This window comes from Sulfitobacter sp. G21635-S1 (assembly GCF_027213915.1).
Classification (GTDB): domain Bacteria; phylum Pseudomonadota; class Alphaproteobacteria; order Rhodobacterales; family Rhodobacteraceae; genus Sulfitobacter.
Genome location: NZ_JAPWGV010000001.1, coordinates 75,332 through 100,139, shown reverse-complemented (window position 1 = coordinate 100,139; position 24,808 = coordinate 75,332). Strand labels below are relative to the sequence as shown.

The following is a 24,808-nucleotide window of genomic DNA, read 5'->3' as shown; positions in this document are numbered from 1 at the left end:
CAAAACCCTGCTATTTACCGGCCAGATATTCAAAGAAGGCCCCCACGGAATCCACGATCAAATCCTTGTCGTTGTCGAGCGTGGCGACGTGATATGATTCATTCAGCCAAAGCAGACGCACCTCATCCGACGATACGCCGTTGACGATCAAATTCGCATTCGCAGCCGGAACCACATGATCTTCGCGGCCCTGGATCACCAGCGTCGGACAGGTGATTTCCCGCAGCATGGTGCCGGTCGCCATGATCAACTTGGTAAGTTCCCCAAGGCAGACGGTCGGTACTTCGGTATAGGCCAACTCTTTCACATCCGGCGCCTTGATGTCCGATCCCACGCCCGGCAACAGCTCCGGCATCGGGTCAAGGAACATGGCACCTGACATCGGGTCGTTGAGGATGCCGACCGCGCCGGCAATCGGCGCGATGCCCTGGACAATCTCCTTGTGCCGCCAGGCCAGGTTGAGGGTAATCGTGCCACCCATGGAAAGACCCGTCACAAAGACCTTTGACTTGCGCGCGGCAAGCGCCTTCAGCGCCCGCTCTGCCTCTCCGACCCAATCGGTGGCACCGGTCGTCGCCATATCGGCAACCGATGTGCCATGACCGGGCAGACGCGGACCCACGACGGTAAAGCCGAATTTCTTGTGCAATTGCTCGCCAAGGTAACGCATGCTTTGGGTGCTGCCGGTAAAGCCATGAATTACAAGCACGCCGATGTCGTTTCCCTCGAACTCGAATGCTTCGGCTCCTTCAAGAACATCTACCATGTCATTTTCTCCTCCATGATCTGCCGATCCTCCGGTGCAAGGGGCATTGCCCAGCCTTGTTCAGTTTTGCGCTACAAAGCCACTTGGATCGACAAGTACCTTGCATTGGGTTGTGCGGCTTCTCAATGCCTCAAAAGCCTCTGGCATTGACAGCAGACTCACATGGTCGGAAATCAGATGGTGCGGCGTATGGGTGCCGCCGTCCAGGGCGCGGATGGCCATTTCGAATTCGGGCATCGAGAAGAACACCGACATTACGATGTCGACCTCCTTGGAGATTGCGCGAAAGCTGTTCATGTGATCGGGCGCGGTGCAAAGCCCGAGGACAAGCACCTTGCCGCGCGGCGCAACAAGATCGACACAATGATCAATCAGCCCCGGTTTGCCAACGCATTCAAAGACGATCTCCGGCGCGCTCCCGCCGCAGCTTTCGGCCAGGCGTCGGGCCATGTCTTTGCCGGACAGGATGAAATCCGTGGCGCCCAGTTCCATGGCGCGGTCGCGTTGATGGTCGTGAAGGTCAGCGACCACGACATGCGCCGCCCCCATGCGTCGCGCCCAGAAGGCGACGGCAAGCCCGATGGCACCGGCGCCGACGATAAGCACCCGGGCACCCGGTTGCATACGCGCACGCCGGATGCCGTGAAGCGCCACGCTCAGCGGTTCTGCGAGCGCGCCGTCGATGGCGGAAATGCCCCAGGGGAGCTTTCGGCATTGCACCGCGTCGAGCGCCGCAAATTCGGCAAACCCGCCGCCGATCAGATCGAAGTTCGCGCACCACGCAGGCTCGCCCCGTTTGCAGGACGCACAGGTGCCGCAGCCCCGCAGGGGAGCAGCCGAAACGTGATCGCCGGGTTTGAGGCCCGTGACGCCAGAGCCCACGTCGATCACTTCCCCGGAGAACTCGTGGCCGATCACCTCGCCGCCTTCCAGCCCGAATGTCGGGTCTTCGGTCATGTGCAGGTCGGAGCCGCAGATGCCACAGCGGCACACTTTGAGCAGCACCTGTCCCCGCCCGGCCTCGGGCAGTTTCACGTCGCCGATCCGGAGCGGTTTGCCCAGGGCGTCGAAGATAGCGGCTTTCATGATCACTCCTCCAGGATCAGTTTGCGACGCACCGGGAACCAGGGATGATCCCCGAGTTTCTGCAGCAGCCCCCAGACGCCACCCCGGGCATAGAGCGCGATGATGAGGGTGAGGATGCCGAGCACGATCAGGTAGGCAGAGCCGAACTCACCGAACAACCGGTCCGCGAAGAAATAGATCAGCGCGCCGATGAGGGCCCCTTCGATGGAACCGATGCCGCCGACCATCACGATGAAGATCGCCATCGAGGCCCAGAACGGATCGAAACCGGCAGAGGGGGTGATCCGCAACTGCGCCATGTAATAGATCGCCCCCGCGAACCCCGTTCCCACGGCTGCGGCGACAAATATATAGAGCCGCAGCTTGCCGACATTGACGCCCTGGCTGGCAGCGGCAACGGGATTGTCCCGCATCGCGGTCAGCGCCAGACCGTGTCGCGACCTGAGCAGCCAGTAGCTGCCCCCGATGGTCACGATCAGCAGGATTGCACATAAGATCACAAAGGCGACCTCGCGTTCGTGCTGGCTGTATTGCGTCATGACGCGCAGGGTCATGCCGGCCCCCGCATTCACATAGTCGATGTTTGAGGTCGCCAATCGCACGGCCTCTGCGACAACCCAGGTGCCGATGGCGAAATAGGGACCGTCCAGACGCCTGAGCAGGAAATAGGTCGGCACCGCCAGAACCGCCGGTGCGATCAGGGACAGGATCACCGCGACAAACGGGTTGATGCCAAAGTTCTGTGCCAGAACAAACAGCATGTAGCCCGCCACACCGATAAAGGCCTGTTGCCCGACCGAGACAAGCCCGGCGTATCCGGCAAGAAGGTTCCACATCTGGGCGATGGCGATATAGCAGCACAGCTCGATCGCCCAGCGGATGTTGCCCGATGTCGCCCACCAGGGCATGGCCACCAGCGCCAGAAGCAGGAAGAGGCCGATGGTCATGGCAATCCGGCTGGAGGTGGTCGCGCGCTGGACGCGCATCTGTTTGATCGTGTTCATTTTCCGCCCCTACTTCTTACGCGCCATGATGCCTTCGGGGCGCGTTGCGAGCACCAGAAGGAACACAAGATGGCCGAAGAGAATTCCAAGCCCTGGATCGACCCGCAAACCAACGGCCTGCGCGATCCCCAGCACCATTGCCCCAAGGAACGCGCCCCAGATTGAGCCCATGCCCCCGATGATGACCGCCTCGAAGGCATAGATCAGCTGCGCAGGCCCGTCAGACGGGGACACCGTCGCCCGGAGCGCTGCAAAGATCGCCGCAAGGCCCAGGATGCCCACGGCAATCGCCGTTGCCGTCGCATAGATACGTTTGGGATCGACGCCGGTCATTGCCGCCGCTTCGGTATCGGCGGCCGCCGCCCGCAGGCCGCGCCCGAACCTTGTGTAACGCAGCACGGCGTCCAGACCGCCGGCAATGACAAATGCACAGACCAGAACGATCACCGGCAGCAGACCCAGGTAAATCGGACCAATCTGGAAACTTGCGCTGGCGATATCGGAATTCGGCAAACTGCGCGTATCGGCCGACCAGATTTCCAGCATCAGGTTCTGCAGCGCGATCGACAGGCCGAAGGTCGCGATTAGTGACGGCAGCGGATCGGCCCCGACCACCCGGTTCAGGATAACCTTTTGCAAGATCCAGCCGATGGCCACGGCAATGGGCACGATCACGAGGACCAGACCGATGTTGCCGAACGGAAGCACCCCGGCCAATGACACCGCGATGAGCGACAGCAGGATCATCACGTCGCCATGGGCGATGTTCACGATCCGCATCACACCGAACATCAACGCCATGCCAAGCGCGTATTGGGCGTACATGCCCCCCAGAAGCACCCCTTGGACAATTGCATCAAGCCACTGCATTGGACGCTCCGAAGTAGGCCGCGGCGATTTGATCGCGGGAGATTTCGTTAGAATTGCCGGTCAGCGTGATCCGTCCTTCCAGCATGCAATACAGGCGGTTTGACGCCTCCCGCGCCAGCGTCACGTCCTGCTCCACAAGAACGATGGATGTGCCCCCCGAGATGATTTCCGGCAAGACCGCATAGATTTCCCGGATTACCCTGGGTGCCAGACCAAGGCTCAGCTCATCGCACAAAAGCACCCTGGGTTGGCAGAGCAGCGCGCGCGAAATGGCGACCATCTGCTGCTGACCGCCCGACAGGTCCTCGATTGGCTGGTTGCGTTTCTCGCGCAGGATGGGAAACAGCTCGAACAAGCGGTCCCGGGTCCATTGCCCCTCGCTTTCGGGAAGGCGCGCGTGGTCGATGGCGACACGCATGTTCTCTTCGACGGTCATGCCGGCAAACAGTCTGCGACCTTCCGGCACCATGGCCAGACCGCGCCCGACCATCTTGTGCGCCGGCGTGCCGCCAACGGGCACCCCCTCGTAGCGGACCATGTCGCGGCCAACCGGCAAAAGCCCGAAGACCGATTTGAGAAATGTGGATTTGCCCGCGCCATTTGCGCCGATCAGCGCAATGACCTCCCCCTGCAGCAGATGCAGGTCGATCCCGAACAGGGCCTGAAAGTCGCCGTATCCGCCAACCAGGCCATGCGTCGAAAGAATGGCTGTGCCGGTCATGCTTCGATCCCCATGTAAACGCGCTGCACCTCGGCATCCTGCATCACCGTATCCGGGCTGCCCTCGGCGATCTTCCTGCCAAAGTTCAACACCAGAACCTGATCCGCGACCGCCATCAGTGCGTGCAGCACATGTTCAATCCAGATGATGGTAACGCCCCGGTCGCGCACCCGCCGGACTAGGGTCACAAGCGCAGCACCCTCCGCCTCCGTCAGGCCGCCGGCAATTTCGTCCAGCAACAGGAGCTTTGGCTTGCCCGCAAGCGCGCGCGCCAGTTCGAGGCGTTTGCGGTCCAGCAGTGTCAGCCCCCCCGCAAGCTTGTTGGCCTGCGCAAGCAACCCGCAATCGCGCAAGACCTCGGCGGCATGTGCGCTTGCCTCCGCCTCGCTCATCCGGGCACTCAGCATCGCGGGAACCATAAGGTTCTCGAAGGCCGTCATGTTCCCGAAAGGCTGGGGCACCTGATAGGTGCGGCCAATCCCACGTTTGCACCGTTCGTAGGGCGGTTCGGCGGAGAGCTGGGAGCCGTCCAGAGACAGCTCCCCCGCATTTGCAGCAAGATCACCACTGATCAGATTGAACAGCGTCGTCTTGCCTGCACCATTGGGACCAAGGATGCCAAGCACCGTCCCGCGTGGCACGTCAAAGGTCACGTCGTCCACCACGGTGACGGCGCCGAAACGCTTGGTCAGACCGCGCGCTGACAAGAGCATCTGATCAGTCATGTGATCCCCCTCAGGACCAGTCGAGAGGTTTCATCACAGTATCGGGGTCCAGCACGTCGGGATAAAGCGTATTGTCCACGATCTCCAGATCGAAGGGCCACTTTTCACCTTTGACCCACTGGCCGCCAAAGATCGGCGTCTTGCAGATGTTCGGGTGCGGCCCTTCGGTGAAGTTGATGTTGCCGACGAGGGTGTCCAGATTGGTGGCCGCCAGCGCTGCGCGGTTGGCGTCGCGGTCCAGCGGATCGGCGGAGCGCTTGAGCGTGTCGAGAATGACCTCCCACAGGGCGTGAGAATAGCCCAGCGGCTGGGTCCATTGCTTGCCGGTTTCTGTTTCCCAGACCTCCGCGATTTCGCTGCTGGTTTGACCGGTAAGAGACGATTTGTAGGGGAATGCCGGGGTCCACCAGACTTCGGATGACATGCCTTCGCCCAGATCCCCCATGGCTTCGATGCCGGACGGGAAAAGCAGCGCCGCGGCCACGGTCACCACCTTGGGCTTGTAATTTTGCTGGCTGCATTGCGTGATGAAGGTCTTGAGGTCCGCCACATAGGTGATGCCGCCGACGATATCACAATTGTTCGCCTTGAACTCGGCAATCTGAGCCGAGAAATCGTTGGTCCGCGGTTCGAACATGGATGGGGCAAATGCTTCGAACCCGGCTTCGCGCACGGCATTGGGCAGACCGTATTCTTCGTTGCCCCAGGTCTCGCCATCGGCATTGCGCGGGAACAGCATCCCCACCTTGCCATTGGTTTCGATCGACCGCCACATGCCGGTAAAGGTGCCAAGCACGTCTTCGAGACCCCAGAAGAAATGGTAGGTCCAGGTGAAAGGGCTGTCTGCCCCTCCACGGGGCATCACAAAGGCTTGCCAGGGAGAGCTCGACGAGATGCAGGGCACGCCATAAAGCTCGCATTGATCGGCCGTCGGGTTGTTGATGTCGGTGGTCGAGGCCGGCAGCATCAGCGCGATCTCATCGTTGAGGATCAGATCGCCGGCCAGTTCCGCCGCCCGGTTGGGGTTGGATTGTGCATCCCGTATAAGGATCTCGATATTGTAGGTCTCGCCGTTGACGCTGATCCCGTCGGCAACCAGGGCCATGATCTTGGTCACCGTATATTCGTCGGTCTCCCCGAACAGGGACAACGGCCCGGTCAACGGGCTGATGACGCCGATCTTGATCGTCTTGGAATCTTGCGCACGTGCCGCATGTGGCAGTGCGATGGTTGCAGCGGTCACTGCCCCCAGCCCCTTGAGCAGCGAACGCCGGTCCATATAGGTCTTTGGATTGATTTCGAGTGTCATGGTAATCCTCCTTGATGACGTCACGCCGGGCTCCTCCTTCCCGGTTGGTGACGAGTGGCGGCAGGCGGCTGCAGGCCGCCTGTCCGAAATTCATTCTATTTCCTGGGCCGGTCGCAGGATCAGGCCACCGTCGATCACCATCTGCGATCCGGTGACATAAGCCGATGCGTTGGACGCAAGATACAGCGCCAGCGGCTTGATCTCATCCGCCTCCGCGACGCGTCCAAGACAGGACCAACGGATAAACGCCTGCCGGTCCTCGACATTGGCCATGCGCCCGCCCGCAATGTTGGTGATGAAGGGCCCCGGACAGATGGCGTTCACGCGGATCTGGTAGCGCCCCAGTTCCATCGCCAGTTGCTTGACCAGATGGCTGAGCCCCGCCTTCGCCGGCATATAGGGTGTGCCCACGATCCCGTCGACGTAGAATGCCGCGATGGACGATGTTGCGATGATCGCACCGCCACGGTTCTGCTGCTTCATATGGCGCGCCGCCAGTTTCATCGTGTTGTAGACGGAGGTCAGGTTGACCCCGATCACCTTGTCCCAATGGGCGTCGTCCAGCGTGTCGATCTGGCCCTCCGGATTGCGCCTGCCCTCCGGGGTCAGGAACCCCGGACCCGCGTCCACCCCGGCGTTGGCAAAGACGACATCAATGCCCGATTGCGCCCTGGCCGCGTCGTCGAAGGCCGCGCTCAGCGTCGCGCGGTCCGTCACGTCCACCACGGCACCGGTCACTCTGCCCCTCGGGGCAAGTTCGCGGATCTCGGCGACAGTGCGGTCCAACTGATCCTTGTTCAGGTCGAACAAGGTCACATTGGCCCCACGCTCGGCCATGATCTCGGCATAGGCCCGGCCCAGACCAAAGGCGGCGCCGGTCACGATGACGGATTTTCCCGCCACATCAAACATCGTCTCAAGCGACATGCATTCCTCCCTCACTGATCGCGTTCCGGATCAGATGAACATGTCTTTGTTGACGGGGATGTTGTTGGCTTCACAGTAGGTGACATAATGGTCGATGAACCAGAACACGTCCGCCGTGAATTCGAAATTTGCCTGATCGTCAAAGAACTCGATCGCGCCGCTCAGCCAGAAAAGTGCCTTCATGCCGTTCGGATCGTCCGAGTAGAGCGTATGTGCCGTGCCTGGCAGCTCGTAGACGAAATCACCCGGGCGCGCGACCCAGTCATATTCGTGATAGCCCCAGGAGCCCTCAAGCGTGACGGCGGATACGACGCCGCGGTGACGGTGTGTTCCAATGCGTCCGCCGCCCTTGACCCAAAGGATATTCGCCGCGGAGTTTTGCCGGACGTCGAATGCCAGATGCTTGATCGCAGCTTGCTCACCGAAAGGCACCCAGGGGTTGTTCTCGTCATCGCCGGGGATGAAAGCACCCTCTTTGCCAAAACGATGGATCATCGCTTCGTGGGGTTCATCCGGCAGTTTTGTAATCAACTTTTGATCGTTCATGTCTTCCTCCCTATGGCCCCGATTTCAGGAGCGACACACAGGAGACAGTCGAGTCCGTCACGGCGTCAAAATCTTTTTTCATGCCGCAACGCAGCAACCGCGTTTTGAGCGGCCTTTCGTAAGGAATACAGGGAAAGATTTGTTGGCCGGGCCGGGACAGAGAATGGATGCAGCGCCACATTTCTGCATCGCGGCTTAATTATATGATGAAATCATCTGATGATATGGTTAAATACTCCGATGAAGACACATCGTGACGAAGTGGAATTTCTGGACCGCGGCGGGCGTCCGACCCTGGCTGACATGCTGGACCGGATGACGTTCCGGCCTTCGCGCGGCAGCATCGAGCTGAACGGCGCGCGCATGGTGCTTTCCCGGGCGACCTTTGGCGCGGACCTGCAGGACGAGCTCATCCGGCGCTTCGGCGAACATGAGGCAATGGTGCTGCTGTTGCGCCTTGGCTATCGCAACGGCCGCGAGGATGCGGAGTTCATCCGGCGCGCCTGGCCCAACCTCGACATCGGAGATGCATTCACGGCGGGCACGCGCATTCACATGGTGACAGGCACCGTGCGCGTTGAAACGCTTCACAATGATTTCGACTTCAAGAACAACCGGTTTTCCGGCGATTTTCTCTGGCACGATTCCGTCGAGGCGATGGAATACGCGCGGCGTCACGGGCGCGCGACCAAACCGGTGTGCTGGGCGCAGACGGGATATGCCGCCGGATACGCCAGTGTCTTCTTCAGCAAACTGATCCTTTACAAAGAGGTAAGCTGCGCGGCGATGGGCGACAAATCCTGCCGTGTCGTGGGCAAGACCGTCGACGATTGGGGCAAGGACGACCCGTTCGTGCGCATTTTTCTGGACGAAGTGCTGGTCACACGGCCCGAGACTTCGCCGCGCATGCGCAAGGAAGGCGTGGCACAGGGCAGCAAGGCAGCGGGCATTCTGGAAGACATGATCGTGGCCCCGGTACACCGGGAGCTTGAGCAGCTGGCGAGGGCGGGATTAAGCACGTTGATCACCGGGCCCGATGGCGCAGGGTGTTTCAAGGCTGCGGCCTGGCTTCACACAAGGCGTTTTCCATCCGGCCAGTTGCACCGTGTGCATGGCGCATCCGATACCCTGCCGGCGCTGATACAGAACATTCGCCATACGCTGACCAAAAAGGGGGCGCGGGAACAGACCCTGGTGATCGAAACGCTGGAGGATCTGCCCCTCGACACGCAGCTTGAGCTGGTGGATCTGGTGCATACCGACGGCGCGGCGCCCGAGAACTTCATGCTGATCGGGATATCGCATCTGTCCTTGCCCCGGTTACAGCGCAGCAGCAATTTGCGGGCAGAATTCCTTCATGCGCTGTCCATTCTGCCCGTCACACTGCCGGCGCTGGCTGCGCGGGAGGATGACATTGCGCTGTTCGGCGACATTTACCTGTCTCACCTCAGCACGCAGAAATCCGGGTTCGAAGGTCACCTTACCCCGGATGCGCGTGCTTTCATCCGGGCCCAGAGCTGGCCCGGTAACCTGCCCGAGCTGAGAAGCACAATCCTGAGGGCGGCCCTTCAATCGGCGACCCCCACGGCGATCACAGCCGAAGATATCGCCCGGTCCCTGGCGGTTGACCCGTCCCCGCTGGCGAAGACCGGGGCCGACAGATTGCCAACCGAGGACGAAATCGAAGCGGTCTGGACCTCCCTCAAGGCGCTGTTGGATCAGGATATGTCCATAGATGGCGTCGTCGCGCAGTTTGAACAGCTTGCGCTGCAGGAAGCGGGCGGCAACGTGTCAGCCGCCGCCCGTCGCCTTGGCCTGACCCGGGCGAAGCTGGATTATCGCCTGACCGCGCAGGGTGCCAGAACCTCACGACAGCGATGATGCGTAGCGCCGGTGGCGCAGGGCGGTCTCCTCGTTGCCAGGCTCGGACAGTGACAGCACGCTGTCTGCGGTATTGCGGATCAGGGCCTGATCGTGACTGACAATCATCACGGCGATACCGTCGGTATCCGCAGCGCCCGTCACAAGCCTTATCACACTGGCCTGCGTGATGGGGTCGAGCCGCGAGGTCGGTTCATCTGCGAATATGAAGGCGGGTTTGCGCAGCAAGACGCGCAGCAAGGACAAACGCTGCAATTCCCCGCCCGACACGGCACCGGGCCTGCGTTGCAGCAACTTGGGGTCAAGGCCAAGGCTCTCCATCAGCACATCAACCTCGCGCGCAGCACAGCCCGCCATTGTCACCACATCCGCCAGAGCCTCGCCAATCCTGCGCTTGCGCGGAAAGGCCGCGACGGGATCCTGATAGAGTTTCTGGAAGGCAAAGGGATGCGCGCCACCTCGCCGCCTGATCTGCCCATGGGCGGTCGGCATCAGCCCAAGAATGGCATCACCAAGCGAGGATTTGCCGCATCCGGAGGGGCCGGTGACACCAAATACCTGCCCTGCCGCGATCTCAAGCGAAACACCTTGGAACAAGGTCCGCTGACCCCGGACCAGCGCGAGGTCTTCGGCGCTGACCACCGCAGGGCCGGGATGCGCCGCTGACGGCCGGGGGCTCCAGCTTTCCGGATCGGCGGCGAAAAGTTCCCGTGTGTAGGCCTGACCCGGCGCGGCAAAAATGTCTCGGGTCGTGCCGCTTTCGACCACCTGACCGGCGCGCAGGACAATGAGCCTGCCGCCGATCCGGCGGGCCAGTGACAGATCGTGGGTGATGATCAGCAATCCGCCCGCCTGCCCCAGTTCGGACAACAGAAGATCGGCGACCTCGTCCCGGCGCGCGGCATCCAGCCCCTTGGTCGGTTCATCCGCAATCACGATGCGGGCACCCCCGGCCCGGGCGGCGGCGATGGCCACCCGCTGCGCCATGCCGCCGGACAGTTGATGCGGAAACCGTGATCCGGCCTCGGCAAGTCCAAGCTCCGACAGGTCGGAAGCGGCGCGGGCCCGTGCGACCCGGGGCGACAGGCCGCGCACCAGACGATGTGCTTCGGCAATCTGCGTTTCAGCCCGCATCAGGGGATCAAGCGACAGCCACGGTTCTTGCGGCAGAACGCCTATTTCACGGCCCCAAAGCCCCCGGAACCGATCCGGGGTTCCGGCATTCAGGACACGGTCGCCGATGGCGACACGGCCCTTTGCCTCCAACCCCTCGGGCAGCGTGCCCATCAGGGCCTGCGCCAGCAGGCTCTTGCCCGATCCGGTTTCACCCAGGATGACCAGTGGTTCTCCCGGATCGAGGTGCAGCGATATCGGCGACAAAAGGGATGTGGCCCCGTCCCGGACCGTGATGTCTTCGGCAATCAACAGGCTCATGTTTCACGGCTCCCGGCCAGAAGGGTAAGGCCCAGCAGCAGGGCAAATGTGGCCACGACCGGCGACAGGAGCGCCAACGGCGCCTCGCGCCAGTAGGGCAGCAGTTCAACCATCATCAGGCCCAGTTCAGGTGTGGGCGCACGCATGCCCACATGCACAAACCCGAGCGCCGCAATGGCCATGATCGCAGTGGCGGTTCCGAAGGCAGCGGCGGTCAGCATCATCGGTGCGATTTCGGGCCAGATATGGACGCGGAAAAGATAGGCCGGACCGAACCCGAGAAGCCTGGACGCCTGCACGGCGGGCGAGGCCAGGGTTTCGCGCGTGGCCGCACGGGTCAGGCGAAAGAACTCGACCCAAAGCACCAGCGACAGCCCCGCCCAGAACCCAAGCGCCGTCCCCGGCACCATGGCCAGCACAATGAGAACCAGCAACAGGCCCGGAAGCGCCAGCAGCGCATCCGCCAGCATGACGAAAATCCGGTCGATCCAGCCCCCTTTGGCCGCCGAAAGCGTGCCCAGGACCAGCCCCGCAGCACCGGCCGTCACCACCGCGGCCAGGGCGATGACAGGTGACAGACGCAGCGCATCTGCCAGACGGTGAAAAACCGACCGGCCAAGGTGGTCATAGCCCAGCGGCGCGCCAGTTTCCGGCCCGGCCAATGCCTTGATCAGGGACTGCGCAAGGGGATTGCCCGGAACGATCACGGGGCCAAGCAATGCAATGGCAGCCACCAGCGCAATCAGGCCGATGCCGACTGTGCGCATTGGCGACAGCGGCAGGCGGCGCGTTGTTTGGGAATCAATACTGCTCATCCCGCAACCCTCGGATCAAGACGCCGCACGGCAAGGTCGATGGCGCTGTTGACGATGACAAAGCTGAGCCCCAGCACCAGCGCCGTGCCCTGCACCATCGGCACATCCCGCGAGAATATGGCGTGCACCAGTGCGTGCCCGATGCCGGGCCAGCCAAAGATCGATTCAACGATGATCACCCCTTCGACAAGTGTCACGAATTGCAGGCCAAGATAGGTGATCAGCGGCACAGAGACGTTGCGCAGCCCGTGCCGCAGCAGGGTTTGCCGTTCGGACAGCCCCTTCCATTGGGCGAACCGCCAGAACGGCATTTCCGCGATACGTGCCATGGCGTCCCGCGTGATGCGCGCATTGACCGCCGCCAGTCCAAGGGCAAGTGTCAGTCCCGGCAGGATGAAATGGCGCAGCTCACCGTGCCCCGCCGCGGGCAGCCATCGCAGGTGCACGGCAAGCAGCACGATCAGGACCAGCGCCATGAGAAACTGCGGAACGGCCTTTACCCCGGTCGAAGCGACCAGCAGCACACGGTCCAGCATCCCGCCCGGCCTGAGCCCCGCGAGAATGCCAAGGGGTGGCCCGATGACCAGCGACAGCAGAAGCGCCACCAGCGCGAGGGAGGCCGACGCGCCCAGCTGATGCACAATCTCGTCCATCACGGGCTGGCCGCTGACAAGCGAATTTCCAAAATCGAACCGCGCCAGATCGCTCAGCCATTGCAGCAGGGCAGGCAGCGCCGGGCCGTCAATGCCCAGTTCCCCACGCACCGCATCGGCGGCAGCGGCATCGACGTTGTCATAGCCGTAGCGGCCCGCAGCAATGCGCCAGGCCGCATCGCCGGGCAGGCTGCGCATCATGATGAATGTGGCGGTGCCGATCAGGATCGCGACCATCACCGCCTGCACCAGGCGCGAAACAAGCACCTTCATTCCGCCCACCGGATGTTCTCCAGGCCGAAGCTGCGCTCGAACGGGTCGATTTCCGCGCCTGTTACCCTGTCTGATACGGCCAGCGTCTGCCGATACCAGGCAATCGGGATGATCGGCAGTTCCGCTTGCAGGATTTCAGATGCCCTGGCACGTTCCGCGTTTCCGCCGTCACCCCGCGCCAGACCGCGCAGGAGCGTTGCGAATTCTTCGTTCCGCCAGTTCATCGCCCCCCAGTCGCCATTGCCAACGTAGTCGGACAGGATTGTGCCAATCGGATCGGGGACAAGAGAAAAGTTGCGCGCGATCAGGCCAAGCTCCAGCGAGCCATCCTGATGCCCTGCGGGAATTTCTGAGGAGTTGGTCGTGTTGACGGTCAGGTCAATACCGATCGTGCGGAACTGCTGTTCCAGCACCGCGGCAACCAGCGGCAGTTCCGGCCGGTCGGGATAAGTTGTCAGGGTGACCGCGAAACGCGCCCCGTCCCGTGTGAGGATACCGTCACTGCCCGCTTCCCATCCCAGGCCGGCAAGCAACTTCTTGGCCTCCTCCACCTCATAAGAGAGCGGGGCAAGCGCATCGTTGTGCCAGTCTGCGGTGGAAGGCGGGAACAACTGATCGGCCCCTTCGGGATAGCGCAGCACCGCCTGTGCGATACCGGCACGGTCAATCGCAAGGCTCAGCGCGCGGCGGGCATCGGGTTCGGCCAGAAACGGGTGACCCGCATTGACCTTGATCAGAAGCGTGCGGGGAATGGCAACCGAGAGCACCTCGACATCATCCAGCATGCCCAGCCGGGAGACGCTGGCAGGATCAAGGCCAAAAACGAATTCGGCTTCGCCGGATTCTGCCATCAGCGCCCGTGTTTCGACCCGGCTGACACCGGAATAGCTGACATCCGCGATATGCGGCGCATTCCCCCAATATTCGGCAAAGGCCGTCGCATCCAGGCTCAGCGGCGGTTCCATCGCGGTGATCCGGTAGGGGCCGGTGCCGATGATCGCGACCCCCGTGCCATCCGCAGCATATGATGCGGGCGACAGGATCTGTGACCGGTATTCCGCAAGGAACGCGGGCAAAGCCGCCATTGGCTCCGACAGGGTGACAGTGATTTCGCCGTCACCCGCCGCGATGCCTGTAATCGGCAAGTCCTGCAACGGGCCGGGTTTGGCACGCGCAATCTCAAGCGCATTGACCACGGCGTCTGCGGTCATCGCGCTGCCGTCGTGGAAAACCACACCTTCGCGCAGGGCAAAGACCCAGGTCAGCCCGTCCTGCGAAACCTCCCAGGAGGTGGCGAGACCGGGGGTCAGTTCACCAGTGGCATTTGCATTCACCAGCGTTTCGGCCACCCCCATCCGCGTAAAGATATAACCGCTGGTCGCGGGCTCCGGCGCCTTGATCTCGAATTGAGCGACGACATCAAGCCTGTTGTCCGCCTGCGCCAGCACCGGCAACGCGAAACACGCGAGAGTTGCAGCAGTCTTGAGGAAAGTTCTGGTCATCTGTTGGTATCCTGTTTGAAGAAAGAGCGTGGTATTGCGACGTGGCGGTCGCGGGAAAGGGTTTTCTGTTGGGCGCGATTCAGCCGCGCGATGGCGCCTTCAATGCCTTCGCCACAGGCCCGCGCCCGCCGCAGGATCTTCCGGCAGGACGCCGGGGACCACGGCAGTGCCGCCTGGGAAAGCCAGCATCGGATCGGGGCTGGCAACGCGTCAAAGGCCTGCATCGGATCTTCGGCGCGGCGTCTGATCCTGAGGCTGGTTGCGCCCCGGTTCGTGGGGGCCATTACCCTGTCTCCGCGGATCGCCAGACGGGAAACGGATCAGGCAGGTCGGGCAAGGCGTCGGGACCGGGTGCAAGGTCTTCGGGCACGAGACATGCATCAAGCCGCGCCTTGATCACCGGCCAGTCGATACCGGCACCAATGAACACCAGTTCCTGCCTCCGGTCGCCCCAGGGTTCCGACCAATGCGAAGCCATGTACTGGCGCGCGCCTTCGTGGTCCGGCCAGCGGTCACGCGGAACGGAGGCCCACCAGGTGCCCAGAGGCTTGACCGAGGACAATGCCCCGGCAAGGCTGAATTCAGCCACCCAATCGGGACGGGTGGCGATCCAGAAGTGCCCCTTGGCGCGGATCACACCGGGCAGCGCACCGTTCAGGACCGACAGGATCTTCTCTGGCTCGAAGGGTGCCCTTGCGCGGTAGACAAAACTGGCCACGCCATATTCTTCGGTCTCCGGCACATGGTCGGCAAAGCCGTAAAGTTCGCGCGCCCACATCGGATGTTGATGTGCCTTTTCAAAGTCGAACAGCCCCGTATTGAGGATGGCGCTGGCAGGCACGTCGGAATGGCTGGTCTCGATGATGCGCGCATCGGCGTTCAGACTGCGGATGATCTTGCGCGCCGCGTCAACCTGATGCGGCGCGGCATCCGCGACCTTGTTCAGGATCACCACATCGGCGAACTCGATCTGCTCGACCAACAGGTTGACCAGCGTGCGCTCGTCGTCTGCGCCCAGCGTCTCGCCACGGTCACGCAGGAAATCGTGGCTGCCGTAGTCGCGCAGCAGGTTCACCGCATCAACCACAGTCACCATCGTGTCGAGGCGCGACACATCCGAGAGGCTGTTCCCCGCCTCGTCCCGGAAATCGAAAGTCGCCGCCACGGGCAGCGGCTCGGAAATGCCGGTGGATTCAATCAGCAGATAGTCAAAGCGACCATCCTCGGCCAGGCGCCGGACCTCCTGCAGAAGATCGTCACGCAGCGTGCAGCAGATACAGCCGTTCGACATCTCGACCAGGGTTTCGTCGGTATGGCTCAGGTTTGCACCACCCTCGCGGACAAGATCGGCGTCGATGTTCACCTCGGACATGTCGTTGACGACGACGGCCACACGCCGCCCCTCGCGGTTGTTCAGCACGCGATTGAGCAAGGTGGTCTTTCCGGCCCCCAGAAAGCCGGACAGGACAGTTACGGGCAGACGCGGGTCAGTCATTGGGCGGCCTCCACGGGCGTGACGATTTCGGGAAACAGCAGCGAGGCGTGGCAACCGCTTCCGGCCTGCGCCCCGTCGGCAAGAGCGAAGTTTATGTTGGGCATCGGACGTGCGACATCTCCTGCGGCGAAGACGCCCGGAATACTGGTCTGCGCCATCGGCCCCACTTTCACGAAAGGCCCCATCGGCCCGTCGGACAGGGCACATCCCAGATGCGCCGCCGGACTTTCCGCCAGGGTGGTCCGGGGTCCCAGGAACAGGGCGGCAAACCTCTGACTGTCGCCGCCGGACAGGCTCAGGGTAATGCCGCTCTCGTCAATCTGCGCGGCTTCCAATGCCCTGCTGTCCATCTGGACACCGGCCAGTTCAAGTGCTGCGTGGTCAAGACCGTCCATCCCGCCCGTGATCAGCGTAACGCGGTCGCTCCAGTCGGCGCGCAGCATCAGCGCCTGATGGGCACCCATGTGAGAGGTGGCAAGGACGGCCAGCGGTTCGCCTTTCACCTCGTAACCGTGACAATAGGGACAATGCAGCACCTGACGGCCCCAGCCCTCTGCAAGTCCGGGAACATCCGGCAGGATGTCACGCACGCCATGGGCCAGGATGAGGCGCTTTGCGGCGAAATCCTCACCGTTTTCCAGCGTCACGGAGAAGGCACCCATCTGGCCGCCGATGGCCGTCACCTTGCCCCCGCGCTGGCTTAAATGGGGATATGCCTTCAGATCATCTCGGAACCGGCCAAGGATTTCAGCGGGCGCAATGCCGTCCCATCCCGCGACCCCATGCGCCCCCGCCGAAGTTCGGTTGCGCGGCAAACCGGCATCTATCACCAGAACCGACCGGCTGGCCCGCCCAAGCTGAAGGGCGGCGGTGAGGCCCGCGAAACTTCCGCCAATAACGATTACATCGTACATCTGTTACCTTTCGTCATGGATCCTGCGGCCAAAGCCACATCTGATTGTTTGGGGGACGTCTCCGCGCGCCCCATTCATTATGTAATTACATCACATCTTGGAGGCCCGAAAATCCGCGAGCCTCCTGCTGCGGCACAGGGTGTCCGCAGCAGGAAACGCCTGATGCGTCAGAGACACTCCGCCAGCGCGTTCGCCAGGTTGCGCAAGAGTTGCGGATAAAGCTCCGCACCCAGTTCAAGGTCAGACCCCAATGGGTCCATAACCCCCGTGCGCGCCGCCGTGCCTTCCATGACCGAGGCGACAATGCCTGGATTGAATTGCGGCTCGGACATGATGCAGGTCACCTTCTGGTCCGCGACACGCTCCTGAATCTCGGCAATGCGCGCCGGGCTCGGATCTGTGGCATCAGAAACGGAAATTGCGCCTGATGCCGGAAAATCGAAGGCCGCTTCGAAATACTGGTAGGCATCGTGGAAAACGATGAAGTTGGCACCGCGCAGGGGTTCCAGGATGCTGTTGATTTCAATGCGCAGATCCGCCAGTTCCTCGCGTCCCGCAGCGGCATTTGCATAATACGCTCCGGCATTGTCCGGATCAGCCGCTGAAAGCGCGGCAGCAATCGTGTTCAGCCAGGCCGAACCATTGTCCGGGGACAGCCAGACATGCGGGTCGTGATCGCCGTGGTCGTGGCCTGCATGTTCTTGCTCTCCATGATCGTGCTCCCCATGTTCGTGACCGGCATGATCGTGGCCGTCGTGTTCTTCGGCATGATCCGCGTGGTCATCGTGATTTTCATGTTCTGCATGATCATGCCCTTCATGATCTTCGGCATGTTCTTCATCGCCATGGTGATGCGCCTCGAACAATGCATTCTCGCGCAAAGGCAGCTCCGTGGTGCCCTCGGACTCCATCAGCGCCACAATTGTGGCATCGTCCGCCAGCGTGTCGATTGCATCGTCCAGCCAGGGGGTCAGTTCGGGACCGACCCAGAACACCAGCTCCGCATCCTGCAGGGCCTTCGCCTCGGAGGGGCGCAGGCTGTATTCATGCGGGCTGGCACCGGGTGCCACGATCAGCGACGGCTCCCCCACCCCTTCCATTACGCGGGCGACCAGCGCATGCACCGGTGCGATATCGACGGCCACATTCGGCACATCCGCGAGGGCCGTTCCGGCCAGCAGCACAGCCGCCAGGGACCAGGGCGCGAGGTTTCTGGACATCTCCAACTCCATGTGATTTTATAACGTTACGGGTCGGATACAGGAAATGTAATAACATGACAAGTAGGTCGCAGACAGATCATGAAACACCGTCAGATCCGGTCGGTTTCGACAAGCACGACCATGCCGATTGCATCAATACCGCAGTGGCCGCTGCCGAGGCGCATTGCGCCAACAACGGGCTGCGCTTTACCCCGGTCCGGCGCAAGGCGCTGGAGATTCTGCTGCAAGAACATCGCGCCCTAGGTGCCTATGAAACACTGGACCGGCTGCGTGACGCCGGTTTCGGGTCACAGCCTCCTGTCGCCTATCGTGCGCTTGAATTCCTTGTTGCCAATGGTTTCGCGCATAAGATCGAGCGGCTGAACGCCTTTGTTGCCTGTGCACATCCCGGTGCCAACCATTCGCCTGCCTTCATGATCTGCAGAGTCTGCGATTCGGTTGCCGAAGCACAATCGGCACCCGCACGCGGCTCCCTCGGAGAGGCAGCGCGCGCAACGGGGTTTCAGATCGAACGGACCGTGGTCGAGGCCGTCGGCCTCTGCCCCGCCTGTGCGGAGAATGCCGCACCATGAGCCTTGTCACCGTTGAAGACATCAGCGTCGGCTACGGGGCCGAAACGGTACTGGCCCATGTATCGCTCGCCATCGAACCCGGTGAAATCGTGACCATTGTCGGCCCGAACGGCTCCGGCAAGACCACGCTCCTGCGGGCGCTGATCGGCGCGGTGCGCCCCGCATCGGGGCGGATCACGCACAAGCCTGCGCTGCGCATCGGCTACGTGCCGCAGAAACTGCACATCGACCCGACCCTGCCCATCACGGTTGAGAGATTCCTGCGGCTTCCGGGCGGGATCGCGCGCGACGCCTGTGCTCGGGCGCTGGCCCGGGCCGGTGTCCCGGATCTGTCGCGGCGCCAGATGTCAGCCTTGTCCGGCGGCCAGATGCAGCGCGTTCTCTTGGCCCGCGCGTTGATCAATGAGCCCGAAATCCTGCTGCTGGACGAGGCAACGCAGGGTCTTGATCAACCCGGTTCCGCCGCATTCTACCGCCAAATCGAGGAGGTGCGCAAAGACACCGGATGCGCCGTCCTGATGATCAGCCACGAATTGCACGTGGTGATGAGCGCATCAGACCGGGTCATCTGCCTGAACGGACATGTCTGCTGCGAGGGCACGCCGGAAATCGTATCGGCCGCGCCGGAATACCGTGCCCTTTTCGGCTCCGGCACCGGCGGAGCACTTGCGCTGTACCGCCACGACCATGATCACGCGCATGATGAAGCCTGCAACCACGACCACGACCACGACCACGGGCACGACCATCCACCACAGACCAAGACCGAGGCCGCTGAATAATGCTGGACGATTTCATGACCCGCGCAACACTGGCCGGTATCGGTGTGGCCTGTGCCGCCGCCCCTCTGGGCAGTTTCGTCGTCTGGCGCCGCATGGCCTATTTCGGCGATGCAACGGCCCATGCCGCGATCCTTGGCGTGGCATTGTCCCTGGCGCTCCAGGTATCGATCTTTGCGGGCGCCGTGGCTGTGGCCCTGGCCATGGCCCTGACCGTCACGCTGCTGACCGGTCGCGGTTACGCAATGGACACGCTTCTGGGTGTCCTGGCTCATTCCGCCCTGGCCTTCGGGCTGGTCGCCGTCTCGTTCCTGTCCGGCATCCGCATCGACTTGATGGCCTATCTGTTCGGCGACATTCTGGCGGTGTCGCGCGGCGATCTGGCGGTGATCTGGGGCGGTGCCGTTCTGGTCGTCGGGCTGATCGGCTGGCGCTGGTCCGCGCTGCTGACCGCAACCCTGAGCGAAGAGCTTGCCTATGCCGGGGGTATCGACCCCAAGCGCGAACAACTGGTTCTGACCCTGGCGCTGGCCGTCACCGTCGCCGTTGCGATCAAGGTTGTCGGCGTCCTGCTGATCGCGGCGATGCTGATCATCCCCGCCGCCGCCGCGCGCGCGCTGTCGCGCACGCCGGAAGAAATGGCCCTGATCGCCGCCGTGATCGGCGGCGGATCGGCCATAGCCGGCTTGCGTGCCGCCTATGCCCTGGACACACCCGCGGGCCCTTCCATTGTTTGTGTTGCGGCCATCATCTTTCTGCTGACAAGCATCCTCAAGGGGGTGCGAACCCAAGGTTAGGGCCTGTCAGCGCCGCGTCACCCATAGGGCTGCGACCATCGATGCTCCGGCAAGGGCAAATGTCAGCTGCATGCCGTTGCCGATCGCACCGGGTGCCGCGGCTTCGATGATGCTTGTCCCCGCACCGAAGGAGAAAACGGCACCCATGACCGAGGCGCCACAGACAAGCCCGAGGTTGCGCGACAGACCAAGCAGGCCCGACACCGCGCCGCGCGCGCCGTCAGCGACATTTGCCATGACCATCGTGTTGTTGGCAGATTGGAACATCTGATATCCCGGTGTCAGGATCATGATGGCGGCAATATAGCCGTAAACACCGAACACTGTCGGCAGGGCCGACAGGGCAAATGCACCGGCAGCCAGCCCCGCAAGCCCGATCAGCAGCACGCGCGACGCGCCCCAGAAATCGACGAGATAGCCGGAAGGCACACCGACGCAGATCGAAATCACCGGCCCAAGCGACATGACCAGACCGACAGTTACAGGGCTGAACCCAAGCCCAAGGCCAAGATAGAATGGCCCCACGATCAGCGTGGCCATCATCAGGTTTGCCACCAGAAGATTGGCAGCCATGCCGGGGATGACACCTTTTTCGCGCAGCGCGGAAAGCCCCGTCCGTGGCGACGTGATGCCCGGCGCAGCCGACGGCAGGAACCGCCACGCCAGACCTGCCGCGCCCAGGCCGATCGGGACCAGGATAAAGAAGACAAACGGCCACCCGGCCAACCCGATCAACAACCCGCCCAGCGATGGCCCCAAAGCCGTTCCAACCGCAGACATGGTCGCAAGTAGCCCCATGATGCGCCCGACACTTTCGCCGCCAACCGTCTCCCTGACCAGGGCGATGGTCAATGTCATCAGGAAAGCCGCGCCGATGCCCTGCGCGGCGCGGGCCGCAACCAGAGCCCAAAGGCTGGGTGCCCAGCCACACAGGGCGGATGCCAGCGAGAAAACAATCAGCCCCAGCAGCAGCATCCGCGCGCGGCCAAACAGATCCCCAAGCCGCCCGGCGAGCACAACAAAGAGCGTGAGTGCCACAAGATAGGCGATCACGATCCACTGCACCTCATGGAACGGCGCCTCAAAAGCCACCGCAAGGGTCGGCAGCGCGATATTGGCAATGCTGGTGCCCAGCGAAGCCAGCAGCATCGACAGCGACAGGCACAGCAATGCGCCAAGCCTTGCAGCCGTCGGTTCGGATGATTTCATGACCTTCAATTTGCGTCTCCGCTTGCCAAAAATGGTGTGGGAAGCCATCCTACGAATTCAAGCCAACTTGAGGTCAAGTATGAAAATGCTCGATATCGGCGAGGTGTCGCAAACCGTCGGAATTCCGGCGTCGACCCTGCGCTACTATGATGAAATCGGCCTGATCTCATCGGTCGGGCGACACGGGCTTCGGCGACAATTCGCGCCCGATGTGCTGTTGCAGCTCGCCCTGATCTCGATGGGAAAGTCGGCGGGATTTTCTCTTGAAGACATCGCTGGCATGTTCGGCCGAGACGGGAGACCGGACCTGCCGCGCCAGGAATTGCACGACCGCGCGGACGATCTGGATCGGCAGATCCGCGAGCTGACGGCCCTGCGCGATACTCTGCGGCACGTGGCCGATTGCCCGGCACCGTCGCACATGGAATGCCCGACCTTCAGACGTCTTGTCGGTGTCATGGGGCGGCGAAAATCAAAGAAGGCAAAGAGCCGTTCAAAGGCATCTGCCGGATTGCGGTGAACCGCAGCCCCGTCGATGGATCACGCCGACAGGCGAGGTTTCCCTGATCGGCGGCAGGTCCAGCGAGCAGATTTTTCATGCCAACGTGGCAGATGCAACGCCCCCAAACGGTGCCGGCGTTGCATCAATTGTTTCCGGGCAAGCCCCGAACGCGGGGCTTTGCCTTTCATGTCGGTTGTCGCAGCGGATACGCCCGCGCTCAGCGCTGCGCAGCGGTCCATTCCGCCCAGACGAAACCGGCCACGACAACGGCCTGACCCAGCACAAGGATCCAGCCAAAGACGTTTGGCGATATAACGCCGGTAACGGGCAGCGCCAGGCTCGCCACGATCCACAGCACATTGCCGCCGATCACCAGATAGGTCCCCAGCGAGGGCACCGAGACGGTCCCGGCCAGAACCGCCATGAACGCGGCCACGGGCAAAAGCAGCAACCCTGCCCAGAACAGCAGATCCGCCGGAATTGCGGTAACCCCTGCCACCAACCCGGATGCAGATACCAACAGCGCGCCCATCAGCGCGCAGGTGGCGGAATCGAGTTTCAGAATGGTTTGCAACGCAGGTATCTGGCTTTGATGTAACATGATTGTCTCCTTTGCGGATGTTCAACGCGCCAATCCGGCGGCGTCTGTCTGGAATTTGCCCGCCTGCGCTGCTGGGGTCGATTACCTGGGAGGTAATTGTTTGCCGGCAGACAGCGCGGTAGACAATTGCCATGAACAACACATCGGAAACCGTAGGGCGACAGTTGCGGGAATGGCGGCAGCGGCGCAGGCTCAGTCAGCTGGCCCTGGCCAGCGAGGTCGAAATTTCACAACGGCACCTCAGCTTTGTCGAATCCGGGCGCGCGCGTCCCAGCCGGGACATGGTGCTGCTGCTCAGTGAATACCTCGACGTGCCATTGCGGGCGCGCAATACGATGCTGACGGCGGCGGGGCATGCGCCGCATTACCCGCATCACCGGCTGGACACGCCGGAACAATCCGGCATGCGCGGGATGATCGAAAAGGTCCTGCATGGCCATCTGCCGCATCCCGCCCTGGCGGTGGATCGCCACTGGGATCTGATCTGCGCCAATGCGGCAGCGCAGCGCCTGATGTCAGATGCCGCGCCGCATCTGCTGACGGGCGAGGTCAACGTGCTGCGGCTCAGCCTGCATCCAGAGGGGCTGGCCCCGCGCATTCTGAACCTCGCAGAATGGCATGCGCATCTGCTTAACCGGCTGGATCACGACATCTCGTATTCGGCGGACGCCAGGCTGGCGCAGCTGCGCGACGAGCTTGCCGCCTATCCCGTGTCCGGACCCGGGGGCAACCTGGCATCAGACGCCGCGCAAGCGGGCAGCATCGCAATTCCGCTCAGACTGAAGGGAGATGCAGGGCCGCTGTCTTTCCTCAGTACAACTACGGTATTCGGAACCGCCGTCGACGTTGCCCTGTCCGAGGTCACGATCGAGGCATTTTTCCCGGCAGACGACCGAACGGCGCAAGCCTTGGCGTAACATCCTCCGCCTCCAATCTGGGATGCGGAGGATACCAGGTCAGTCGGCGGTTTCACAGGTAGCTGAGCCAATGTCCCGTCGCCAGCGGCGGCTTCATCGAAAGGACCACCTCGACCGGCAAACGGGGTAAGCCGCAGACGGTGAGGTTACTGGAGCAGACCTGCCGCAGTCAGCTGTGTCACAGCGACGGCACCGATTGTCTCGACGAATTTGGCATATTCTTCGGGGCCCATATTGGAATCCGTGACACCGGTGCTCTTGGCATATTCCTGGTAGGAATCCGCTTTCATTGCATCGTGGAATGCATCAGCGATCTGCTGTTGCAGCTCCAGCGGCATGTCCTTGGGGCCAAAGACGCCTCGGACCTGAACCCAGCTGGTGTCCACTTCGATGCCTTGTTCGGCAAGCGTTGGCAGATCGGGTGCGCCCGCCAGCCGTTTGTCGTTCAGGACGCCCAGGCCCTTGATCCGGTCAGCTTCAAAGAACGCGGCTGTGGGACCGAGGTTGGAGACGGCGATATCAATGTGCCCGCCCAAAAGCGCGGTCGTGATGTCCGGCGTGGATTCATAGCCGATCCAGTTGAACTTGGCGCCGGTTGCCGTTTCGATCATCGAGGTGCCGAGGTTCTGCATGGATCCGACGGGGCCGAAACCGCCGATGGACACGCTGCCCGGGTTGGCTTTGGCGGCGGCGACAGCCTCTGCCATGGTGTTATAGGGGCTGTCTGCGCGCACGTAGTAGAGAATCGGGTCAACCTGAACCCCCGCAATCCACGAAAAATCCTCGGGAGCGAAGGTGCCTTTGAGGTTGGTGGCCATGCCGGTGAAATGGGTCAGTGTGTTGATGCCCAGCGTCAGCCCATCCGGTTTGGCGGAGCGGACTTTGGCCATCTGTGCGGCACCGCCGCCGCCGGGGGCGTTCTGGACCACAATGGTCTGGCCAATGGCCGGTTCCAGCGACTCGGCCAGGGTGCGGATGAAAATGTCGGACGTGCCGCCGGGCTTGGTGTGCATCACGACCTCGACCGGGCCGGCAGGCCAGCTGTCCTGCGCATAAAGCGCTGTGGCCGATACGGTCACCAGGCAGGCGGCGGCTGCCGCGCGCAAAGACTGTGTAAACGAAAATTTCATGGGCTCTCCTCCTCAGAGCGGAACGTCGCAGGTGCGACAAAGACAGGCGCAGTGTCATTGTTTTTCGTTGCCCATGAAACTGAGCAGAAGTTGGTCAAAGGCTGCAAAAATGAATGGCAGAGACCGGCACCTCCGTTTGCATCGAAGGCCCGTCAGA

Annotated in this window: 26 protein-coding genes; 6 read left to right on the top strand and 20 right to left on the bottom strand. The window is 62.3% G+C overall.

Features of this window, described 5'->3' with window-relative positions; genetic code table 11:
• Positions 1 to 10: 10 nt before the first annotated feature.
• The 9 genes from O4H53_RS00530 to O4H53_RS00490 all read right to left on the bottom strand — a co-directional run bounded on the left by O4H53_RS00530 (position 11) and on the right by O4H53_RS00490 (position 7,954).
• Complete coding sequence (locus O4H53_RS00530) at positions 11 to 766, bottom strand: alpha/beta hydrolase (RefSeq protein ID WP_269360514.1); 756 nt, start codon at positions 764 to 766, stop codon at positions 11 to 13.
• Positions 767 to 826: 60 nt separating this feature from the next.
• Positions 827 to 1,852 carry a zinc-dependent alcohol dehydrogenase gene (locus tag O4H53_RS00525; RefSeq protein ID WP_269360512.1) on the bottom strand — a complete coding sequence of 342 codons (1,026 nt, stop codon included), beginning with the start codon at positions 1,850 to 1,852 and terminating at the stop codon, positions 827 to 829.
• Positions 1,853 to 1,854: 2 nt separating this feature from the next.
• The gene (locus tag O4H53_RS00520; protein WP_269360511.1) at positions 1,855 to 2,856 is read right to left on the bottom strand and encodes a branched-chain amino acid ABC transporter permease; all 1,002 of its coding nucleotides are present in this window, start codon (positions 2,854 to 2,856) and stop codon (positions 1,855 to 1,857) included.
• A gap of 9 nt (positions 2,857 to 2,865) precedes the next feature.
• Complete coding sequence (locus tag O4H53_RS00515; RefSeq protein WP_269360509.1) at positions 2,866 to 3,726, bottom strand: branched-chain amino acid ABC transporter permease; 861 nt, start codon at positions 3,724 to 3,726, stop codon at positions 2,866 to 2,868.
• The gene (locus O4H53_RS00510) at positions 3,713 to 4,447 is read right to left on the bottom strand and encodes an ABC transporter ATP-binding protein (RefSeq protein WP_269360508.1); all 735 of its coding nucleotides are present in this window, start codon (positions 4,445 to 4,447) and stop codon (positions 3,713 to 3,715) included. Before O4H53_RS00510 ends, O4H53_RS00515 begins: the two co-directional genes overlap by 14 nt.
• Positions 4,444 to 5,172 carry an ABC transporter ATP-binding protein gene (locus O4H53_RS00505; RefSeq protein WP_269360507.1) on the bottom strand — a complete coding sequence of 243 codons (729 nt, stop codon included), beginning with the start codon at positions 5,170 to 5,172 and terminating at the stop codon, positions 4,444 to 4,446. Before O4H53_RS00505 ends, O4H53_RS00510 begins: the two co-directional genes overlap by 4 nt.
• A 10-nt stretch (positions 5,173 to 5,182) precedes the next feature.
• Complete coding sequence (locus O4H53_RS00500; RefSeq protein WP_269360506.1) at positions 5,183 to 6,481, bottom strand: ABC transporter substrate-binding protein; 1,299 nt, start codon at positions 6,479 to 6,481, stop codon at positions 5,183 to 5,185.
• A gap of 90 nt (positions 6,482 to 6,571) precedes the next feature.
• A complete protein-coding gene (locus O4H53_RS00495) occupies positions 6,572 to 7,408 on the bottom strand; it encodes an SDR family NAD(P)-dependent oxidoreductase (RefSeq protein WP_269360505.1) in 837 nt (278 codons plus the stop codon).
• Positions 7,409 to 7,438: 30 nt separating this feature from the next.
• Entirely contained in the window at positions 7,439 to 7,954 is a 516-nt protein-coding gene (locus O4H53_RS00490; RefSeq protein ID WP_269360504.1) for a 2,4'-dihydroxyacetophenone dioxygenase family protein, read from the bottom strand.
• Positions 7,955 to 8,194: 240 nt separating this feature from the next.
• Here O4H53_RS00490 and O4H53_RS00485 point away from each other — a divergent pair, with 240 nt between their 5' ends.
• Positions 8,195 to 9,835: a XylR N-terminal domain-containing protein gene (locus O4H53_RS00485; RefSeq protein WP_269360503.1), complete on the top strand. Its 1,641-nt coding sequence runs from the start codon at positions 8,195 to 8,197 to the stop codon at positions 9,833 to 9,835.
• On the opposite strand, the gene O4H53_RS00480 is transcribed toward O4H53_RS00485, so the two are convergent.
• From O4H53_RS00480 to O4H53_RS00445, 8 genes are all read right to left on the bottom strand, one after another.
• Entirely contained in the window at positions 9,821 to 11,269 is a 1,449-nt protein-coding gene (locus tag O4H53_RS00480; RefSeq protein WP_269360502.1) for an ABC transporter ATP-binding protein, read from the bottom strand. The two genes, O4H53_RS00485 and O4H53_RS00480, sit on opposite strands and share 15 nt — an antisense overlap.
• Positions 11,266 to 12,084: an ABC transporter permease gene (locus O4H53_RS00475; RefSeq protein WP_269360501.1), complete on the bottom strand. Its 819-nt coding sequence runs from the start codon at positions 12,082 to 12,084 to the stop codon at positions 11,266 to 11,268. The genes O4H53_RS00480 and O4H53_RS00475 overlap by 4 nt, the downstream gene beginning before the upstream one ends.
• Positions 12,081 to 13,010, bottom strand: a complete 930-nt coding sequence (locus tag O4H53_RS00470; RefSeq protein WP_269360500.1) for an ABC transporter permease — start codon at positions 13,008 to 13,010, stop codon at positions 12,081 to 12,083. The genes O4H53_RS00475 and O4H53_RS00470 overlap by 4 nt, the downstream gene beginning before the upstream one ends.
• Positions 13,007 to 14,512 carry an ABC transporter substrate-binding protein gene (locus tag O4H53_RS00465; protein ID WP_269360499.1) on the bottom strand — a complete coding sequence of 502 codons (1,506 nt, stop codon included), beginning with the start codon at positions 14,510 to 14,512 and terminating at the stop codon, positions 13,007 to 13,009. The genes O4H53_RS00470 and O4H53_RS00465 overlap by 4 nt, the downstream gene beginning before the upstream one ends.
• Complete coding sequence (locus O4H53_RS00460; RefSeq protein ID WP_269360498.1) at positions 14,509 to 14,796, bottom strand: DUF6525 family protein; 288 nt, start codon at positions 14,794 to 14,796, stop codon at positions 14,509 to 14,511. Before O4H53_RS00460 ends, O4H53_RS00465 begins: the two co-directional genes overlap by 4 nt.
• On the bottom strand, positions 14,796 to 16,007 hold the full coding sequence (locus tag O4H53_RS00455; protein WP_269360497.1) for a GTP-binding protein: 1,212 nt from the start codon (positions 16,005 to 16,007) through the stop codon (positions 14,796 to 14,798). The genes O4H53_RS00460 and O4H53_RS00455 overlap by 1 nt, the downstream gene beginning before the upstream one ends.
• The gene (locus O4H53_RS00450; RefSeq protein ID WP_269360496.1) at positions 16,004 to 16,921 is read right to left on the bottom strand and encodes an NAD(P)/FAD-dependent oxidoreductase; all 918 of its coding nucleotides are present in this window, start codon (positions 16,919 to 16,921) and stop codon (positions 16,004 to 16,006) included. The genes O4H53_RS00455 and O4H53_RS00450 overlap by 4 nt, the downstream gene beginning before the upstream one ends.
• Before the next feature lie 167 nt (positions 16,922 to 17,088).
• The gene (locus tag O4H53_RS00445; RefSeq protein ID WP_269360495.1) at positions 17,089 to 18,141 is read right to left on the bottom strand and encodes a zinc ABC transporter substrate-binding protein; all 1,053 of its coding nucleotides are present in this window, start codon (positions 18,139 to 18,141) and stop codon (positions 17,089 to 17,091) included.
• A gap of 56 nt (positions 18,142 to 18,197) precedes the next feature.
• On the opposite strand from O4H53_RS00445, the gene O4H53_RS00440 reads away from it, so the two are divergent.
• The 3 genes from O4H53_RS00440 to O4H53_RS00430 are packed head-to-tail and all read left to right on the top strand — an operon-like array spanning position 18,198 to position 20,292.
• On the top strand, positions 18,198 to 18,716 hold the full coding sequence (locus tag O4H53_RS00440) for a transcriptional repressor (RefSeq protein WP_269360494.1): 519 nt from the start codon (positions 18,198 to 18,200) through the stop codon (positions 18,714 to 18,716).
• A complete protein-coding gene (locus O4H53_RS00435) occupies positions 18,713 to 19,498 on the top strand; it encodes an ATP-binding cassette domain-containing protein (protein WP_269360493.1) in 786 nt (261 codons plus the stop codon). The genes O4H53_RS00440 and O4H53_RS00435 overlap by 4 nt, the downstream gene beginning before the upstream one ends.
• Entirely contained in the window at positions 19,498 to 20,292 is a 795-nt protein-coding gene (locus O4H53_RS00430; RefSeq protein ID WP_269360492.1) for a metal ABC transporter permease, read from the top strand. The genes O4H53_RS00435 and O4H53_RS00430 overlap by 1 nt, the downstream gene beginning before the upstream one ends.
• A gap of 6 nt (positions 20,293 to 20,298) precedes the next feature.
• Here O4H53_RS00430 and O4H53_RS00425 read toward each other — a convergent pair whose 3' ends face one another.
• Positions 20,299 to 21,501: an MFS transporter gene (locus O4H53_RS00425; RefSeq protein ID WP_269360491.1), complete on the bottom strand. Its 1,203-nt coding sequence runs from the start codon at positions 21,499 to 21,501 to the stop codon at positions 20,299 to 20,301.
• Between the two features lie 79 nt (positions 21,502 to 21,580).
• Here O4H53_RS00425 and O4H53_RS00420 point away from each other — a divergent pair, with 79 nt between their 5' ends.
• Positions 21,581 to 22,021: a helix-turn-helix domain-containing protein gene (locus O4H53_RS00420; protein ID WP_269361054.1), complete on the top strand. Its 441-nt coding sequence runs from the start codon at positions 21,581 to 21,583 to the stop codon at positions 22,019 to 22,021.
• Between the two features lie 199 nt (positions 22,022 to 22,220).
• Here the strand turns inward: O4H53_RS00420 and O4H53_RS00415 are convergent, their stop codons facing one another.
• Positions 22,221 to 22,604 carry a hypothetical protein gene (locus O4H53_RS00415; RefSeq protein ID WP_269360490.1) on the bottom strand — a complete coding sequence of 128 codons (384 nt, stop codon included), beginning with the start codon at positions 22,602 to 22,604 and terminating at the stop codon, positions 22,221 to 22,223.
• Between the two features lie 131 nt (positions 22,605 to 22,735).
• Here O4H53_RS00415 and O4H53_RS00410 point away from each other — a divergent pair, with 131 nt between their 5' ends.
• Positions 22,736 to 23,521: a helix-turn-helix domain-containing protein gene (locus tag O4H53_RS00410; protein ID WP_269360489.1), complete on the top strand. Its 786-nt coding sequence runs from the start codon at positions 22,736 to 22,738 to the stop codon at positions 23,519 to 23,521.
• A gap of 146 nt (positions 23,522 to 23,667) precedes the next feature.
• Here the strand turns inward: O4H53_RS00410 and O4H53_RS00405 are convergent, their stop codons facing one another.
• Positions 23,668 to 24,651, bottom strand: coding sequence for a Bug family tripartite tricarboxylate transporter substrate binding protein (locus O4H53_RS00405; RefSeq protein ID WP_269360488.1), 984 nt, complete (start codon positions 24,649 to 24,651; stop codon positions 23,668 to 23,670).
• Between the last annotated feature and the right edge of the window lie 157 nt (positions 24,652 to 24,808).